At 40.8% G+C, this 16,653-nt stretch carries 18 protein-coding genes; 9 read left to right on the forward strand and 9 right to left on the reverse strand.

The features are described 5' to 3' along the window. Window positions 1–138: 138 nt before the first annotated feature. From AC27I2_RS06035 to rsmD, 3 genes are all read right to left on the reverse strand, one after another. The gene (locus AC27I2_RS06035) at window positions 139–585 is read right to left on the reverse strand and encodes a GatB/YqeY domain-containing protein (protein WP_487203728.1); all 447 of its coding nucleotides are present in this window, start codon (window positions 583–585) and stop codon (window positions 139–141) included. Between the two features lie 19 nt (window positions 586–604). Then, entirely contained in the window at window positions 605–820 is a 216-nt protein-coding gene (rpsU, locus tag AC27I2_RS06040) for a 30S ribosomal protein S21 (protein ID WP_002957797.1), read from the reverse strand. A 145-nt stretch (window positions 821–965) separates the two neighbouring features. Beyond that, window positions 966–1,571 carry a 16S rRNA (guanine(966)-N(2))-methyltransferase RsmD gene (gene rsmD / locus AC27I2_RS06045; protein ID WP_138530600.1) on the reverse strand — a complete coding sequence of 202 codons (606 nt, stop codon included), beginning with the start codon at window positions 1,569–1,571 and terminating at the stop codon, window positions 966–968. Window positions 1,572–1,777: 206 nt separating this feature from the next. Between rsmD and ftsY the strand changes: the two genes are divergently transcribed. From ftsY to rpoH, 4 genes are all read left to right on the forward strand, one after another. Beyond that, window positions 1,778–3,535: a signal recognition particle-docking protein FtsY gene (gene ftsY, locus AC27I2_RS06050; protein ID WP_487203729.1), complete on the forward strand. Its 1,758-nt coding sequence runs from the start codon at window positions 1,778–1,780 to the stop codon at window positions 3,533–3,535. 85 nt (window positions 3,536–3,620) lie between these two features. Beyond that, window positions 3,621–4,298 carry a cell division ATP-binding protein FtsE gene (ftsE, locus tag AC27I2_RS06055; protein WP_058404528.1) on the forward strand — a complete coding sequence of 226 codons (678 nt, stop codon included), beginning with the start codon at window positions 3,621–3,623 and terminating at the stop codon, window positions 4,296–4,298. Next, entirely contained in the window at window positions 4,295–5,281 is a 987-nt protein-coding gene (gene ftsX / locus AC27I2_RS06060) for a permease-like cell division protein FtsX (protein ID WP_487203730.1), read from the forward strand. The genes ftsE and ftsX overlap by 4 nt, the downstream gene beginning before the upstream one ends. Before the next feature lie 443 nt (window positions 5,282–5,724). Continuing rightward, window positions 5,725–6,588 (forward strand): RNA polymerase sigma factor RpoH, encoded by an 864-nt coding sequence (rpoH, locus tag AC27I2_RS06065; RefSeq protein ID WP_008128777.1) that lies wholly within the window; start codon window positions 5,725–5,727, stop codon window positions 6,586–6,588. Window positions 6,589–6,855: 267 nt separating this feature from the next. On the opposite strand, the gene AC27I2_RS06070 is transcribed toward rpoH, so the two are convergent. The 4 genes from AC27I2_RS06070 to gpmM all read right to left on the reverse strand — a co-directional run bounded on the left by AC27I2_RS06070 (window position 6,856) and on the right by gpmM (window position 11,657). Continuing rightward, window positions 6,856–7,611 (reverse strand): divergent polysaccharide deacetylase family protein, encoded by a 756-nt coding sequence (locus AC27I2_RS06070; RefSeq protein WP_487203731.1) that lies wholly within the window; start codon window positions 7,609–7,611, stop codon window positions 6,856–6,858. Window positions 7,612–7,687: 76 nt separating this feature from the next. Beyond that, window positions 7,688–8,935: a S41 family peptidase gene (locus tag AC27I2_RS06075; RefSeq protein ID WP_487203732.1), complete on the reverse strand. Its 1,248-nt coding sequence runs from the start codon at window positions 8,933–8,935 to the stop codon at window positions 7,688–7,690. A gap of 34 nt (window positions 8,936–8,969) precedes the next feature. Next, entirely contained in the window at window positions 8,970–10,109 is a 1,140-nt protein-coding gene (locus AC27I2_RS06080) for a murein hydrolase activator EnvC family protein (protein WP_487203733.1), read from the reverse strand. A gap of 3 nt (window positions 10,110–10,112) precedes the next feature. Next, window positions 10,113–11,657 carry a 2,3-bisphosphoglycerate-independent phosphoglycerate mutase gene (gene gpmM / locus AC27I2_RS06085; protein WP_487203734.1) on the reverse strand — a complete coding sequence of 515 codons (1,545 nt, stop codon included), beginning with the start codon at window positions 11,655–11,657 and terminating at the stop codon, window positions 10,113–10,115. Window positions 11,658–11,928: 271 nt separating this feature from the next. Between gpmM and AC27I2_RS06090 the strand changes: the two genes are divergently transcribed. The 4 genes from AC27I2_RS06090 to gpsA are packed head-to-tail and all read left to right on the forward strand — an operon-like array spanning window position 11,929 to window position 14,184. Continuing rightward, complete coding sequence (locus AC27I2_RS06090; protein WP_058404523.1) at window positions 11,929–12,360, forward strand: rhodanese-like domain-containing protein; 432 nt, start codon at window positions 11,929–11,931, stop codon at window positions 12,358–12,360. A gap of 32 nt (window positions 12,361–12,392) precedes the next feature. Beyond that, window positions 12,393–12,650 (forward strand): glutaredoxin 3, encoded by a 258-nt coding sequence (gene grxC, locus AC27I2_RS06095; protein ID WP_058404522.1) that lies wholly within the window; start codon window positions 12,393–12,395, stop codon window positions 12,648–12,650. 34 nt (window positions 12,651–12,684) lie between these two features. Beyond that, complete coding sequence (secB, locus tag AC27I2_RS06100; protein WP_006794821.1) at window positions 12,685–13,173, forward strand: protein-export chaperone SecB; 489 nt, start codon at window positions 12,685–12,687, stop codon at window positions 13,171–13,173. Window positions 13,174–13,176: 3 nt separating this feature from the next. Continuing rightward, on the forward strand, window positions 13,177–14,184 hold the full coding sequence (gene gpsA / locus AC27I2_RS06105) for an NAD(P)H-dependent glycerol-3-phosphate dehydrogenase (RefSeq protein ID WP_487203735.1): 1,008 nt from the start codon (window positions 13,177–13,179) through the stop codon (window positions 14,182–14,184). A 72-nt stretch (window positions 14,185–14,256) separates the two neighbouring features. Here gpsA and trmL read toward each other — a convergent pair whose 3' ends face one another. Then, the gene (trmL, locus tag AC27I2_RS06110; RefSeq protein WP_058404519.1) at window positions 14,257–14,721 is read right to left on the reverse strand and encodes a tRNA (uridine(34)/cytosine(34)/5-carboxymethylaminomethyluridine(34)-2'-O)-methyltransferase TrmL; all 465 of its coding nucleotides are present in this window, start codon (window positions 14,719–14,721) and stop codon (window positions 14,257–14,259) included. Window positions 14,722–14,826: 105 nt separating this feature from the next. Between trmL and AC27I2_RS06115 the strand changes: the two genes are divergently transcribed. After that, window positions 14,827–15,744, forward strand: coding sequence for a cation diffusion facilitator family transporter (locus tag AC27I2_RS06115; protein WP_487203736.1), 918 nt, complete (start codon window positions 14,827–14,829; stop codon window positions 15,742–15,744). Here the strand turns inward: AC27I2_RS06115 and AC27I2_RS06120 are convergent. Next, window positions 15,704–16,651 (reverse strand): alpha/beta fold hydrolase, encoded by a 948-nt coding sequence (locus AC27I2_RS06120; protein ID WP_487203737.1) that lies wholly within the window; start codon window positions 16,649–16,651, stop codon window positions 15,704–15,706. The genes AC27I2_RS06115 and AC27I2_RS06120 overlap by 41 nt on opposite strands. Window positions 16,652–16,653: the final 2 nt, after the last annotated feature.

Genomic DNA, 16,653 nt, shown 5'->3' on the forward strand with positions numbered 1-16,653 from the left:
CGGCTAAATAAATAGAGTCAGTATGAATAATTTCATTTTTTGAATATAGGCCTAAAGTTTACTTTTTAGTGACGTAAAAACAAAGAAACCGAGCGCAAGGCTCGGTTTACTTCAATTATACTTTACGTATAGGGAGTGTTAGGCAGTTAATCTTTGCTTAATTAAACCAGAGATCTTACCCATATCGGCGCGACCTTCAGCTTTGCTTTTGATTATACCCATCACTTTACCCATGTCTTGCATACCTGCTGCGTTAGTATCAGCAATAGCCTCGTCAATGAGAGCTATGATTTCTTCTTCGCTCAATTGTTGAGGTAAGAAGGCTTCAAGTGCTGTTATTTCATTGGCTTCAATTTCAGCTAAATCATCACGCCCAGCATCTTTATACTGAGTGTAAGAGTCGCGACGCTGTTTAACAAGCTTTACTATAACGGAGGTAATACCTGCGTCGTCTAGTGTTATCTGCTCGTCAATCTCACGTTGCTTGATTGCAGCAAGTACCATGCGAATAGGGTTAAGACGTTGTTTGTCTTTAGCTCTCATCGCATCTTTTTGCGCATCTTTTAGCGTTATTAAAAGGCTCATTTATACAAGACCAAATGTATTAGTATAATTTAACGCGACGAGCGTTATCACGAGAAAGTTTTTTCATGTGACGCTTAACTGCTGCAGCTTTTTTACGCTTACGCTCAGCTGTTGGCTTTTCATAGTGCTCGCGACGACGAACTTCTGAAAGGATACCTGCTTTTTCACATGAACGCTTGAAGCGACGAAGTGCTACGTCAAACGGTTCGTTCTCTCTTACTTTAATTACTGGCATTAAAAATTCACCTACCTAAATTATGAGCGTTGCTCAAGTTGATCAAACATTGATCAAGTGGTTCAAAAATGGTGCGGTATTGTAATCCGAAGCAACACCACATGTAAAGGATAATATTAACAGAAACCCATAGCGTTAAACAGTCTTAATTTGTTTGGCGACGGTAGAGCCTGCTAAACACTTGTCCAGATTTTTTTTCTTTAATTAACAGCCAGTTAGTTGGGATGTTGAATGTATTTAGATCGCTCTCAACTTCAACATAAATAAGCGCATCTTCGTTAAGCCAGTTATTTATTTCTAATAAGTTACAGCTAGTTTGGGCTAAATTTTTGCGAAAAGGCGGGTCAACAAAAACCAAATCAAATGGCGTGTTAATATTTTTTTGTTCTAAAAATGAAAGTGAGTTTGTATGTTTTACCTGCGCATTGATCAGTTTTAGCGTTGAGATATTCTGCTCTAGTTGCTTTGCTGCACTTGGGTCAAGTTCTAAAAATGTAGCGTTGCTTGCAAACCGTGAAAGTGCTTCAAATCCTAATCCCCCTGATCCTGCAAAACAATCGAGAACATTTGCGTCGCGCGTGTCTTGCATCAACCAGTTAAATACCGTTTCTTTGATCCTGTCGGTTGTGGGGCGTAAGCCTTGTACGTCTTTTACTGGAAGCTTACGGCCCCGAAATTGCCCACTTATCACTCTAATAAAGCCATCAGTAGATTTGCTAATTGCTTTATTTTTAGTTGTTTTATTTCTCATTTAGCTCACTAAAAAATGGTATCTGGGATCTAGCTCAGATAATATTGTAGTAGATTACGTATAGCTTCATTTTTCAACCGCATTAAAAGTGTTACTATTGAACACTTATGTTTTGAATGGTTGTTTGGCTGGCAAAGTATGTTGGCTCTTCCAAGCTATTTTCAAATTTTAGTTTATCAGATTTTTATAAGTGGTTATTAGCAAGTATGGCAAAAAAAAGTAAATTAATGTCTTGGCTCGGCTTTGGTAAGTCAGATAAGAAACAAGCCGAACAAAAAGCAGAGGCTGATAAACAACAAGCTTTAGCAGAGCAGGAAGCTAAACGCTTAGAAGAACGCGTTGTCGCTGAAAAAGCCGAACAAGAGCGTGTTGCTGTAGAGCAAGCTGAAAAATTAGCAATAGAACAAGCAAATGCTGAACTGCTAGCAAAAGAACGTGCTGCAGCAGAGCAAGCAGAGGCCCAGCGTTTAGAGCAGGAACGCGCTGCTGAGCAAGCTGAGGCGCAAGGTTTAGAGCAAGAGCGTGTTGCAGCAGAGCAAGCAGAAGCCCAGCGTTTAGAGCAAGAGCGTATAGCAGCTGAACAAGCAGAAGCGCAGCGTTTAGAGCAAGAGCGTATAGCAGCTGAACAAGCAGAAACGCAGCGTTTAGAACAAGAACGTATAGCAGCAGAGCAAGCAGAAGCCCAGCGTTTAGAGCAAGAGCGTATAGCAGCTGAACAAGCAGAAGCGCAGCGTTTAGAGCAAGAGCGTATAGCAGCAGAGCAAGCAGAAGCGCAGCGTTTAGAACAAGAACGTATTGCAGCAGAGCAAGCAGAAGCGCAGCGTTTAGAACAAGAACGTATTGCAGCAGAGCAAGCAGAAGCCCAGCGTTTAGAGCAAGAGCGTATAGCAGCTGAGCAAGCAGAAGCCCAGCGTGTAGAACAAGAACGTATAGCTGCAGAGCAAGCAGAGGCGCAACGTTTAGAGCAAGAGCGCCTTGCTTTAGAAAAAGCTAAGCAAGCAGAAAAGAGCAAGCAAGAAGAAAAACCTAAAAAAGAAGGGTTTTTCTCTCGTCTTAAAAAAGGGTTACTAAAAACTCGCGTTAATATAGGCGCTGGCTTTTCATCTATTTTTAGCGGTAAAAAAATAGACGATGACCTTTTTGAAGAGCTGGAAACTCAATTATTAACGGCTGATTTAGGTGTTGATACGACCATGAAGTTAATCGATAGATTAACGGATGGTGCAAATAGAAAGCAGCTGAAAGACGGCGATGCACTGTATGAATTAATGAAGCAAGAGATGGCCAGCATGCTCAAGACTGCTGAGCAGCCATTAATAATACCCGCAGAAAAAAAACCGTTTGTGATTTTAATGGTAGGTGTAAACGGTGTTGGTAAAACAACGACCATTGGTAAGTTGGCAAAACAGTTTCAAAATGAAGGTAAGTCGGTCATGCTTGCTGCGGGCGACACTTTTAGAGCCGCTGCGGTTGAGCAACTTCAAGTATGGGGTGAGCGTAACAGCATCCCGGTTATAGCACAGCACACCGGAGCCGATAGTGCATCGGTGGTATTTGATGCTTTTCAGGCTGCAAAGGCGCGTAATGTTGATGTGTTAATTGCTGATACAGCTGGCCGTCTGCAAAATAAAGATAATTTAATGCAAGAGCTTGAAAAAATAGCTCGCGTAATGAAAAAAATAGATCCTGATGCACCGCATGAAGTTATGCTAACAATAGATGCTGGCACAGGGCAAAATGCGATTAGCCAAGTAAACTTGTTTAACCAATGTGTAGGTTTAACGGGTATTACTTTGTCAAAACTTGATGGTACAGCAAAAGGTGGGGTTATTTTTGCAGTAGCGGATAAGTTTAACATTCCAATTCGTTATATTGGTGTTGGTGAAGGTATTGATGATTTACGTTCTTTCAAGAGCGATGACTTTATTGATGCATTATTTAGCCAAGATGAGGACGACGTTTAATTTACCAAGAAGGGAGCTTGCTCCCTTTTTAATTGCAAGGAATACCAATTGCATTAACACTTTAATGAGGTTGGCATAATAAAAAATGATAAACTTTCAGCAAGTAAGTAAAACCTATCCAGGTGGGCATCGAGCCCTCGAAAAAGTTAATTTTCATATCAAACCCGGCGAACTTGCCTTTTTAACAGGTCACAGTGGCGCAGGTAAAAGTACGCTTTTAAAATTAATTAGTTTAATGGAACGCCCTTCTGCCGGTAATGTGTTTATTAATGGTATTGATTTGAATAAAGTTAATTCGCGTCAAATTCCTTATGCACGACGAGATATTGGTATTATTTTTCAAAATCATCGATTACTAGAGCGATACACTGTATTTGATAATGTTGCGCTACCGTTGATCATTGAAGGTACTCACCGTAATCAAATTGCAAAGCGTGTTCATGGTGCGCTCGATAAAGTGGGTTTAATCGATAAGGTTAAATGTCACCCATCTATGTTGTCAGGTGGTGAGCAACAGCGAGTTGGTATTGCACGTGCTATTGTTAATTCTCCGCCAATTTTACTTGCTGATGAGCCAACGGGTAACCTAGATCCTGAACTGTCTATGGAAATACTTAAATTATTTGAAGACTTTAATAAACACGGCACAACCGTACTTATTGCTACCCATGACTTAGGGCTTGTTGCGCGCATGAAGTATAGGAGCTTAACGTTAAAGGATGGCAGAATGCTTGAAGATCCATTAGCGCAGGGGGCATTATGAGTTTATTGTTTAAAAGCCGCCAAAACAAAAACGAAAAACAAAAAAAATCATTTATTTCAAATGGCTATTTTTTTATCGTTAATATTTTCCGTCAAGGGATTCATAGTCTGGGTGAAATGTGGCGAACACCACTGGCATCTATGATGACAATTGCGGTACTTGGATTAAGCTTAACGCTTCCTGCCACACTTTACTTAGTGGTTAAAAACGTGCAGCAAGTAAGCAGTGGCTTTGAAGAGGCCAGTGAAATATCGTTATTTGTAAAACAAACAATGACGAAACAAGAAACAGCAACGTTAGTTAAGCGCTTAGCCTTATACCCTGAAGTAGAGAGCGTAACGTTCATTTCTAAGCAGCAAGCATTAAAAGAATTTCAGGAAGTGTCAGGTTTTGGGCAAGCGCTAGAATATCTAGATAGCAATCCATTACCCGATGTTGTGCTAGTCACACCCACCAAGCGGCACCGCCAGCCTAATGCTGCAAAGGTGCTTTTAACTAAGTTAGAAGCGGAGCGTGAGGTTGATTTTGGCAAGCTTGATATAGCCTGGTTAGAGCGCTTAAATGCACTACTTGGCTTGCTAAAAGAAAGTGTAATAACCATTACCTTGTTATTATTAACGTCTGTAACGCTCATAATAGGTAACACTATTCGCTTATCTATCATGGACAAAAAAGAAGAAATACAAGTAATGAAGCTTGTAGGTGCTACAAATACATTTATACACGCGCCATTTTTATGGACCGGTATTTGGTATGGCGTTATTGGTGGATTGTTTGCTTTTATATCCGTTGCGCTAATGATGTGGTGGCTTTCTTCAGCCGTAAATAGCGTGGCTGGTGTGTATCAAACTAACTTTTTACTCATTGGTTTAACGCTTAGCGAATTTGGCTTTTTGGTTTTACTTGCTACAAGCTTGGGGTTTGTTGGCTCTTACTTATCTGTAAATAGATACATTAAAGAAATAGAGCCAGACAAAGTGTAATAGGTACCTGCATAGCTCGTTGCTAATTAAGCGAGCTATATAGGTTATGCTATTGATGTTTTATTCACTTTAAAGTGAAACTTTTTTGAATAGACATTTAACTTTATGAGTGTGTTGCTCTCTTCCTCATCTACACAAACTTATATAAGTGAACTAACTCAGTGCTTAGCGCGTATGCTAACTAGTTGGGTTGTACAGCCTCTATATAAACTGTCACATTTATCTACTACCCTCCATATTTGGCATGAATTGTAAATAAGGTGAAAAACTCACGTTAACCACCTGCAATCCCTTAATTCATCGCTTATTCAGTCGCTTATAGTAGACTTCAATAACGCTAAAAAACCGCTTGATTTATGCTTTAAAAAAGTTTTAAATTGGGGTTAGCACTCTTAGAGAAAGAGTGCTAAGATGGTTTCAAATGTTTATCACCGAGGTGAAAAATGAGTAAAGATTTATACGCAATGGCACTTACAGTTGGACAACAAAGCGCAAGCATGGATGGCTATCTTCAAGCGGTGAGCACTATACCTATGCTTAAAGTTGAAGAAGAGCAAGAACTTGCTAAAAAGCTTCAGGAAGAAGGCGATCTTAGTGCTGCAAAGCAACTCATTATGTCGCATTTACGTTTTGTAGCGCATATAGCAAAAAGCTACTCGGGATACGGTTTACCACAAGCTGACCTTATTCAAGAAGGTAATATAGGCCTGATGAAAGCGGTTAAACGTTTCGACCCAAGCGTGGGTGTTCGTTTAGTCTCATTTGCAGTGCACTGGATTAAAGCTGAAATACACGAATTTGTTCTGAAGAATTGGCGTATTGTTAAAGTAGCTACAACTAAAGCACAGCGTAAATTATTTTTTAATCTTCGTAAAAATAAAAAGCGTCTAGGCTGGTTTAACCAAGCAGAGGTTAGCACGGTTGCTAGTGAGCTGGGTGTAAGCGAAAAAGAAGTGCGTGAAATGGAATCTCGCATGAGCGGTCAAGATATGGGGTTTGATTTAACGGGTGACGATAACGATGACGCCCCAACAAGCACTTATTCACCGGTACAATATTTAACAGATGGTTCTGCCGATTTAGCCGATGACATTGAACAGCAGCAATGGCAAGAACAATCACATACTCGTTTGTTCAGCGCACTTAAAACACTTGATGAGCGTTCACAAGATATAGTTAGTGCTCGTTGGTTGTCAGACGATAAAGCAACACTGCAAGAGCTTGCTGAGAAATACAGCGTATCAGCTGAGCGTGTTCGTCAGCTTGAAAAAACAGCAATGAAAAAGCTTCAAAGCGCTATGAGTTGATACGTTCTAAAAGCGTAACATTTTAAAAGCCCTGCATGAAAATGCAGGGCTTTTTTGTTGAAAATTAATAATGTACACAAATATCATGCCGATTCACTTATGAGGCCGGAAAACGTGTTGATAGCTAGGGAGAAAAATTGCTATTTATTTGTTCTAAATGAGAATTTTTTCACGCAGTCAGCGACACATTTAGTTCCGCAAAATGATTAAGTATCATTGCGGATGGGTATTATAAAGCATAAGAGACAAATACCTTATTTGATTTAATTATCGCGCGCTAATTGTTTTTCCTTGAGCCTGCGCTAACTGAATGTACTTGCGTTGTACTAACTGAGAAACTGGCACTAATTCATAGCCTTGTTGGCTCAGCTCTGGCAGTGCTTTACGCAAAAAATCTATCGTCTCTGGGTAGGGGTGGGCAATGGCAATAGCAAAGTTGTGTTTAGTTGCTTTTTGTTTTAGTTCATCGAGCCTAAACTGAAGCTGATCTGCTGTTGTTATGTTGTCTAAAAAAACATGACGACTAACATTTTCGACCCCAAAAAAATTGGCGGCATTTTGTGCTTGGCTTAGGCCTGTTGTCCGGCTATCTAAAAAGTATAACTGACGCTTTTTAAGTACTTCCATTGTCCATTTCATGGCTTGGCTTTGCTGAGTTAATGCCGAGCCCATGTGATTATTCACGCCTCTAACCTGCGGCAAACTTGCTAGTGCTGTTCCTAGGGTTTGTTGTAGTTGAGCTTTGTCCATATCAAGGGTTAGCGCACCTGGCCCAAGCGCTTTGCCGTTAAGCGCCTGCATAGGCACATGTAACAGTAACTCTTTATTTGCTTTGCTAGCACGTGTTGCAAAAATTTGTGAATAGGGGGTGTGGGGCAAAATTGAATAGGTCAATTGCCCAGGTAAGGTTAAAAACTCTAAGTCTCTTTGGTGGTAGCCTATATCATCAATGACTATCGCTATTTGTTTAGCGTTGGCGTTAGCGCTAAAGCAAGCAATACATATACTGATAAAAAGCCACATTCGTATGTTTTTGTTAATAGTATTCACGTTTATAATTTTTATTATCTTTTTCTCAGTAAATGCCAGAATTTAACTGTTACTGCATGCTGAGTAATTGTTTTGCTTTAACTAATTGTAAATCAGCTAAGGTATTAACAAGCTGGTTTTGGTTATTTTTTGCTTGCTCATTTTTTATTATAACGGCTTTATTGTTTTGTGGAAGTATTGTTTGATTAATCGTCACATCGGGTGTTATTCCAACGCCATCAATTGATTTACCAGAAGGGGTAAAATACTTTGCAGTGGTGAGCTTTAATGCAGTGTTACCATCCCCTAACGGTATAAGTGATTGCACCGACCCTTTCCCAAACGATTGGCTTCCAACCACTTTTGCTCTGTGGTTATCTTTTAAGGCACCGGCTAAAATTTCGGCCGCAGAAGCTGAGTTTTCGTTAATAAGTACAACAATTGGGGTGCCTTTGAGTATGTCGCCCCGTTTAGCATAAAAAGCCTGGTTAGCGTCAAAGTATCGGCCCTTAGTTGTAACTATTGTTCCACTTTGTAAAAAGAGATCCGAGACCGCAATCGCACTTTTTAACGTGCCACCGGGGTTATCACGTAAATCAATAACAAGTCCTAATAATGGGGAATCGTAATTATTTTGCATCGCTGCAATTTGCAGTGCTACTTCATGTAGCGTGTGATTAGAAAAACTATTGATAGCTAAGTAGCCAATGCCTGACTCTAAAATTTTACTGGTTACACTTTCTAGTTGTATTTGCGTACGAGCTACGTTAAACGACACAGGGGCTGGGCTTTCATTTCGCTTAACGGTGAGGTTAATCGTTGTAAATTGATTTTCTTTTATTAACACGGCCACCTCTTCAACGCTGAGCGTGTTTACCGCTTTTTGATTAACACTTACAATAATATCGTTTGCTAATATCCCCGCTTTTTTGGCTGGAGAGTTACTCACCACATTGACAATTTTTATATCTTTATTAACTTTTTTAACCTCAATACCAATGCCTGTGTAGCGGCCATTGGTATTGTCAAATAAGGCGTCTAACTCGTGTTGATTTAGGTATTTAGAGTAGGGGTCTAGCTTTGAGTATAAGCGCTCAAATTGTTTGTTGTTGTATTGTACATAATGGCTGTTTTGTAGATCTAAATCGTCAACATAATAAGCGTGTATGTTAAATAAAATTTCATCGATTTGTTGGCTTTTTAGATTTTTTACTGAGCTTGCGAGTGCACTGTTAAATATTAAAATAAAAGTGAATAAAAGCAGGCTGGAAACATAGCCTGCTTTTTTAAATGCGGGTATTACATTATTGTTTTTCATCAGCTACTCCTCAGCGGAGCAGCGGTTTAGTCAATTAAATTCGTCTGCACCATTTTACGGGGTTTACTGCGCGTCCTTTGTGTCGTATTTCAAAGTATAGACCAGAACTTGCCTGCCCGCCGCTTTGACCAACCAACGCTAATGTTTCACCTTGTCGTACCATGTCACCTACGTCTCTTAGTAGCGTTTGGGCATGGCCATACAAGCTCATAAAGCCTTCACCATGATCGACTACAATTACCCAGCCATAACCTTTTAACCAATCTGCAAATACAACTTGCCCATTGTGGACACTATTTACATTGGTACCTTCTTTTGCACCTATAAGCACGCCTTTCCAGTCAATGCCGCCATGCTTTCGTTGGCCAAATGTGTGCTGTAATTTCCCTTTACTCGGCCAGTTTAATTTCCCTTTATTTTTATTAAGACCAAGTAATTCTATTTTTTCTGTTTTTTCTTTTTCAAGTTCTTCAATAGTGGTAACCAATATTTGCTGATTTTCTTTTAAGTAATCGATTGAGCTTTTAGTACTTGTAAGTTGAACCTGAAGGTTCCTGAGGTTTGCCTGGCGTTCACTTTGTGCATTTACTAAAGCTGTTTGACGTTTTTTTTGCTCATCGTACAAAGCTAATAGCTTTTCTTTTGTTTTATTTAGTGCAATTTGGTTTAACGTGATTTGTTGTTTAAGTTCTTTTAATTCTTCTATCTGTTCAATTCGTGCTTTGTTGAGGTAATTATAATAGCTCAGTGTGCGCTCAAATTGCGCTGTGTTTTCTTGATTCAGTAACATTTTAGAGTAGTCATCACCACCTGCCATGTAAGCACTTTTTAACTGCGCCCCTAAAATACGTTGAAATTCGATATGTTTTTTATCTAGCTCATCAGCTTTTTTTTGTTGTTGATTTTGCTGTTGCTGGGTTTCTTTAACAGACTGCTCAGCCATGTTGAGTGCTTTAGCGTTTTTAGCTATTTCAAGCTCATGGCTTTTAAGGTTTTTTTGAAGTTGAGATATTTTTTTTCGTTGTTGATTATACTCAGATTGGCTTTGTTCAAGTGCTTGTTTCACCTGCGAGAGATCTTTTTTAGTGCGATCTTCATTGGCAACTGCTGATGCAGTCACCAATGAGGCGAGTATTAAGCCGCACTTAAAGTATCGGTTAACACGTTTAATCATGGGTTATTTCAACGTCATGATGGGCGTGCCAGTCATTTCTCTTGGCTGCTCCATGCCCATTAAGTGCAGCATAGTAGGGGCAACATCACTTAATGCTTTACCCTCTGATGGTGTAGCATCGCGACCAACATAAATAAATGGCACCGGTTCACTTGTATGCGCGGTATGTGCTTGGCCCGTTTTAAGGTTAGCCATTTGTTCTGCATTACCATGATCGGCCGTGATCAGCGCTTCACCGCCAAATTCATTTAATGCATCAACTACACGGCCAATACATGCGTCAACGGCTTCACAGGCTTTTACGGCGGCATCAAATACACCTGAGTGGCCAACCATATCGCCATTAGGGTAGTTACATATAATGGCGTCGTATTTCCCACTTTTAATAGCTTCTACGAGTTTGTCGGTCAGCATTTCTGAGTTCATTTCAGGTTGTAAATCGTAGGTTGCTACTTGTGGTGAAGGGATTAATTCACGCGTTTCACCTTCAAATTCGTCTTCTCGTCCGCCACTAAAAAAGAAGGTAACGTGTGCGTATTTTTCTGTTTCAGAAATACGTAATTGCGTTTTACCTTGCTTTTCAAGCCATTCCCCTAATACGTTAGTAAGAGGAGTTGGGCCAAATGCAACGGGTGCGTCTATATCGGCCGCATATTCTGTCATCATGACAAATGCGCTAAGAGCCGGAGATTTTTTCTTGGTGAAGCCGTCAAACTCAGGCTCTACAAAGGCGCGTGTAATTTCACGTGCTCGGTCTGCCCTAAAGTTTGCAAAAATAACGGTGTCGCCATCATTAATCTGCGCCGCTTCGGTACCTTCTGGTGTAATAGTTGTAGGAGCAACAAACTCGTCGTTTTCATCGCGCTCATACGCTGCATTTAATGCGGTTACGCCATTGGCGTAGTTAAATTCTCCAATGCCAGAGGTCATTACATCATAGGCTTTTTCTACACGATTCCAGCGGTTATCTCTATCCATTGCATAATAACGACCAACGAGTGTTGCTAATCGTCCACAATTAAGTTTTGCGAATAACGATTCTATACGCTCAATAGATGCTTTGGCGCTGCGCGGTGGTGTATCACGACCATCTAAAAATGCATGAAAATAGAGTTCCTTAGCACCGCGTTTAGCAGCCAGCTCTATGGTTGCAACAATATGGTCTTCATGGCTATGCACACCACCCGGGCTCAATAGCCCCATAACATGAACAGCTTTTCCAGCGTTTACTGCTTTATCAATATTTTCAACAAGTGCAGGGGTTGAGTCAAATTCACCGTCATTTATCGCTTTGGTGATCCGAGTAAAATCTTGATACACGATACGACCAGCACCTAAGTTTACGTGCCCAACCTCAGAGTTACCCATTTGTCCATCAGGGAGACCTACATCAAAACCAGACGCTGAAATTAACGTGCGAGGGCGAGTCGCCCATAAATCGTCTAATACTGGGGTGTTTGCAGCGAGTATTGCGTTGCTTTGCTCGTCTTCGCGATATCCCCAACCGTCTAAAATCATTAATACCAGTGGTTTTTTATGTTCAGTCATAGTCACTCCTAAAAGTTAGCACCTGTTTAGCTTTAGCATACCGTGTTTTGTTACTTGAATCAGCATACAAAACAGCATATTAAATTTTTTCACTTAATTGAATATCGTATTGATGACGATGTGCGGTTAATAACCTTTATATGGGGTGTTTTTAGTACTTTTAAACTCTGTGTAAACTCGCATTTTAAGTTGGTTTGGGTATACTTGCGTGGCTAAAGTCTAAAATGTCTAAAACATTGCGTTTTGGGATGTAATTTATAGTGGAAGTCGAATGGATCAATATATTGAATTTATAAGCAATCACCCTATTTTAAGCCTAGCTTGGGTTGGTATTGTTTTTCTTATTGTCAGTGGTTGGATAAAAAGTAAGTTTTCAGCTATCCGTCAAATAAACCCTCAGCAGCTAACGCTACTTATTAATCGTGAAGACGGTCAAGTAGTCGATATGCGTGCACAAAAAGAGTTTACGTCTGGTCGTATTTCGGGTGCTGAACATTTAAGCCCTGAAAATGCAAAAAAATCTGACTTTTCAGCCCTTGAAAAGTACAAGACTAAACCCATTATATTAGTATGTACTACAGGTATGACAGCCCAAGGTACAGCTACAGCAATGCATAAAGCCGGTTTTGAGCAGGTTTATGTATTAGCAGGCGGAATGGGTGCATGGCAATCTGCTAGCTTACCAACGATAACAGGTCGCTAACCACACTTAGCTAGACCGATAGAGGATTTATTATGAGTAACGTTGTTTTATACACCAAGGCATATTGTCCATTTTGTCAGCGCGCTATGGCGCTTTTAAAAAGCAAAGGCGTTGAGTTCACTAATTATGATATTGGTGTACAACCTGAGCTTCGTGATGAAATGATCACTAAAGCCGGTGGCGCAAGCACTGTACCGCAAATTTTTATTAATGATGAACATATCGGTGGCTGTGACGACATGATGGCTATTGAAGCGCAAGGCAAACTTGACGCTAAGCTACACGCTTAATTTAATTATAATAACGAACAAGTTAGGAATAACAATGAACGAAGAAACTCAAAACGCAGCAGCGGCACAAGACGCAGGCGCACAATTTACTATTCAACGAATTTACACTAAAGACGTGTCGTTTGAAACGCCAAACTCTCCGGCAATTTTTCAAAAAGAATGGACGCCAGAAGTTAAGCTAGACCTAGATACTCGCTCTAACAAGTTAGACGAAGGTGTATTTGAAGTTGTTTTAGCATTAACGGTTACAGCATCAATTGGCGAAGAAACTGCGTTTTTATGTGAAATTCAACAAGCGGGTATTTTTACTATTGCTGAGGTTGAAGAAGTACAGCTTGCTCATATGCTAGGTGCATTTTGTCCTAACGTATTGTTCCCATATGCACGTGAAGCAGTATCTAACCTAGTAAACCGTGGTACTTTCCCACAGCTGAACCTTGCGCCAGTAAATTTTGACGCGTTATTTGCACAGTACATGCAACAACGTACTGCGCAAGCTGACCAGGTTACAGCAGACGCATAACTTATGAGTACAGCAACTTCAGCTGTTACTGTATTAGGGGCGGGGTCTTATGGCACCGCCCTTGCTATTTGTTTAGCCCGAAATGGTCATAACGTGACGCTTTGGGGACGCAATAGCGACGACGTTGCCACGCTTGCAGCTGAGCGGAAAAATCAACGTTACTTACCTGACGCACCATTCCCAGAAACGCTAAAACTAGAAGCCGATTTACAACGTGCAGTTGCTTGCAGTGCTATTGTGCTCGTTGTTGTGCCTAGCCATGCATTTGGCGACACGCTTGCGCAGATAAAGCCTGCGTTGCAAGCCGATGCAAAAGTAGCGTGGGCGACTAAGGGTCTTGAGCCCAATACGGGGCGCTTATTACAAGAAGTTGCACAACAAGAGTTGGGTGATGAAATGGCACTTGCGGTACTCTCGGGTCCTACATTTGCTAAAGAAATGGCAATGGGTTCACCAACAGCTATTTCTGTTTCGTCTACTTCAGCTGAGTTTGCACAGCAGCTTGCTGATTTACTGCATTGTGGTCGCTCGTTTCGTGTGTATAACAATGATGACTTTATTGGTATCCAACTGGGCGGCGCGGTTAAAAATGTAATTGCTATTGGCGCGGGTATTTCTGATGGCGTAGGTTTTGGAGCAAATGCTCGTACAGCCTTGATCACTCGAGGCCTTGCTGAACTGACTCGGTTAGGTTGTGCGCTTGGGGCTAAGCCAGAAACCTTTATGGGGATGGCGGGTTTGGGTGACTTAATTTTAACCTGTACCGATAACCAATCGCGTAATCGTCGTTTTGGTTTAGCACTGGGTAAAGGTGAAAGTGTTGAAGCCGCTATTGAGTCGATAGGCCAAGTGGTAGAAGGCTTTAGAAACACCAAAGAAGTGTATTTACTTGCCCAGCGTGCAGGCGTTGAAATGCCTATCACTGAACAAATCTATAAAGTACTTTATGAAAATAAAGACATGAAAGCCGCTGCTATGGCATTGCTAGGAAGAGAGCAACGCTCAGAATAGCTTTCATCATTGTGAGTAAAACTAAAAAACCGACGTAATGTCGGTTTTTTGTTTGCTTTAATAAAGCAGGTATTACTGCGCGTTTGGAAAGCCCAGCTGTCGCCATGATTCGTAAACAAATACCGCTACCGCATTTGATAGGTTCATGCTTCGGCTATTGGGTTGCATTGGAATACGCACGCGCTGATCGTTTGGTAGCGCTTGAATCATCTCATCGGGAAGGCCGCGTGTTTCAGGTCCAAATACTAGGCAGTCGCCTGCTTCGTAACGTGCTTCATGATGAAATTGGCTACCTTTAGTCGTACACGCATATACCTTTTTGGGTTTACATTTTTCAAGGTAGGCTTCAAATGATGCATGGCGCTGAACATGGCTGAATTCATGGTAATCAAGGCCTGCACGCTTTACACGTTTATCGTCCCACTCAAACCCTAAAGGCTCAATTAAATGCAACGAAAAACCGGTATTTGCACAAAGGCGGATAATATTCCCCGTGTTAGGTGGAATTTCAGGTTGGTATAAAACAATATCCAGCATAATTAGCCTTTTTAATTAACGGTATTTGACGGAAGGAGTATACACGAAACCCTTAAAAAAAATGATATACTCACAGCATGAATACTCTTATTAGCGGATAAAAACGTGCATAACCGCAGTTACGAATTTTGGGTTAAAGCTTCTAGCATTATTACTATGGTAATGGTGAGTTTAATGATTGCAGCAAAAGCGTGGGCTTGGCTTGCTTCAGGCTCAGCTTCAATGCTTGGCTCGTTAACAGACTCATTAATGGACATTACCGCTACATTCATGAGCTTCTTAGTTTTGGGTTACGCACTGCGTCCGGCTGACGATGATCACCGGTTTGGTCACGGTAAAGCCGAGGCATTAGCAGGGCTTGGGCAAGCTGCGTTTATAGCAGGTTCGGGCTGTTTACTGGCATTCCATGGTATAGAGCGTTTATTTAATCCTATAGAGCTTACACATTCATTATTAGGTGTATGGGTAAGTGCTTTTGCTATTGCTTGTACTTTGGTGATTGTTTTTGTGCAAACCAAAGTAATTAAACATACAGAGTCTATTGCTATAAAAGCAGATTCGGTGCACTACAAAGGTGATTTGATTTTAAATGCCGCCGTTTTAATTGCGATTGCTTTATCTTATTACGGAATGATGTATGCCGATCCTATTTTTGCAATAGGGGTCGCAGGCTACCTACTCTATAACAGTTGGGATATTGCCAGAGATAGTGCCGATCATTTAATGGATAAAGAACTCCCCGACGATGAAAAGCAAAGTATTTTTGATATTGCTAAAGAGCATACCGACGTGCATGGTGTACACGGAATTCGTACTCGCCAAGGTGGTAAAATTAAGTTTATTCAAATGCATTTAGAGCTTGATGACCATTTAAGCCTGATCCGAGCTCATACTGTGGCCGATGAAGTTGAAGCGATGATAGGTGCTCGTTTTGAATCAGAGGTTGATATATTAATCCACCTCGATCCGCTGTCGGTTCTGACTAAGCCGTCACCGACTCACAAAACTGATACAAGCTGTTAAGCACTGGCTGGCGTATTTCATCACATTCAAAAAATAGTTCATGTTTAGCGTCAGCAAAGCTTTCTAGAGTAATATTTGCGTGCTTATTGGCCAGCCTATAGTGCGCTTCATTATCGACAACCACATCGTTTTTAGCGCTGGCAATATAAACTGGAATATCAATATTGAGCTCATCTATTGAGGCTAAAAAAGTAAAGGTTGAGTTTAGCCATCCATAGGTAACCCCGCCAAGTTGCAATAAAGGCTCTTCGTTATAAGTTTGTCTAAATAAGCTATAGCGTACTTCACAGCTTGTTAATACGTTTAAAGGAAATTCCTCAGGGGTATAATCGGTTTGCCCAAGTGCATAGCTAAACTGAAAACCAAGGCGTACGGCATTACTTGCAATTATTCGGGCTAAAGGCTTTGGGATCCCTTTGGTGTGTATATCAAACATGGGAGCTGATAAAAACGCACCGCTAAAACTATGCTCATAGTTTGCCAAATAATCAAATGCAATAGCACCTCCCATCGAGTGGCTCACTAATAGCTTTTTACCTTGCCAAACGGTGTCGACTATTTGAGTGTTAAATAAATTAAGATCGGCACTGTAGTCACCAAAATTATTTACATAGCCTTTATGTTTATTTTTTAAATAGCGGTAAGAGCGACCTTGTCCTTGGTGGTCAACAATGAATACAGCAAAATTATTAGTGTAAAGCTCCCATAATAACTCTTTGTATTTATCGAGCCCTTCGATTCTGCCCGAGCTAACAACTATGGCAACATGAGCTTTATCCGGCTGGGCATGCGCGTAAAATAACTGCCCATTAGGCGTATTTAAATACGCTTTAACTAATGTGTTTTGATAAAAATCATTAATGGCTGATTGGTTACCTTTAAGCTCGCGCTCACTACTATAAAACATGG

The sequence above is a fragment of the Pseudoalteromonas sp. NH0006-46 genome, from assembly GCF_057547735.1.

What these genes read in the sequence shown, in the direction of transcription:
- AC27I2_RS06090 (WP_058404523.1), top strand. Translation starts at nt 11,929, where the DNA reads ATGGATCAATATATTGAATTTATAAGCAATCACCCTATTTTAAGCCTA.
- ftsY (WP_487203729.1), top strand. Translation starts at nt 1,778, where the DNA reads ATGGCAAAAAAAAGTAAATTAATGTCTTGGCTCGGCTTTGGTAAGTCA.
- rpsU (WP_002957797.1), bottom strand. Translation starts at nt 820, where the DNA reads ATGCCAGTAATTAAAGTAAGAGAGAACGAACCGTTTGACGTAGCACTT.
- gpmM (WP_487203734.1), bottom strand. Translation starts at nt 11,657, where the DNA reads ATGACTGAACATAAAAAACCACTGGTATTAATGATTTTAGACGGTTGG.
- grxC (WP_058404522.1), top strand. Translation starts at nt 12,393, where the DNA reads ATGAGTAACGTTGTTTTATACACCAAGGCATATTGTCCATTTTGTCAG.
- rsmD (WP_138530600.1), bottom strand. Translation starts at nt 1,571, where the DNA reads ATGAGAAATAAAACAACTAAAAATAAAGCAATTAGCAAATCTACTGAT.
- AC27I2_RS06080 (WP_487203733.1), bottom strand. Translation starts at nt 10,109, where the DNA reads ATGATTAAACGTGTTAACCGATACTTTAAGTGCGGCTTAATACTCGCC.
- AC27I2_RS06070 (WP_487203731.1), bottom strand. Translation starts at nt 7,611, where the DNA reads ATGTGGCTTTTTATCAGTATATGTATTGCTTGCTTTAGCGCTAACGCC.
- trmL (WP_058404519.1), bottom strand. Translation starts at nt 14,721, where the DNA reads ATGCTGGATATTGTTTTATACCAACCTGAAATTCCACCTAACACGGGG.
- gpsA (WP_487203735.1), top strand. Translation starts at nt 13,177, where the DNA reads ATGAGTACAGCAACTTCAGCTGTTACTGTATTAGGGGCGGGGTCTTAT.
- secB (WP_006794821.1), top strand. Translation starts at nt 12,685, where the DNA reads ATGAACGAAGAAACTCAAAACGCAGCAGCGGCACAAGACGCAGGCGCA.
- ftsX (WP_487203730.1), top strand. Translation starts at nt 4,295, where the DNA reads ATGAGTTTATTGTTTAAAAGCCGCCAAAACAAAAACGAAAAACAAAAA.
- AC27I2_RS06035 (WP_487203728.1), bottom strand. Translation starts at nt 585, where the DNA reads ATGAGCCTTTTAATAACGCTAAAAGATGCGCAAAAAGATGCGATGAGA.
- AC27I2_RS06075 (WP_487203732.1), bottom strand. Translation starts at nt 8,935, where the DNA reads ATGAAAAACAATAATGTAATACCCGCATTTAAAAAAGCAGGCTATGTT.
- AC27I2_RS06120 (WP_487203737.1), bottom strand. Translation starts at nt 16,651, where the DNA reads ATGTTTTATAGTAGTGAGCGCGAGCTTAAAGGTAACCAATCAGCCATT.
- ftsE (WP_058404528.1), top strand. Translation starts at nt 3,621, where the DNA reads ATGATAAACTTTCAGCAAGTAAGTAAAACCTATCCAGGTGGGCATCGA.
- rpoH (WP_008128777.1), top strand. Translation starts at nt 5,725, where the DNA reads ATGAGTAAAGATTTATACGCAATGGCACTTACAGTTGGACAACAAAGC.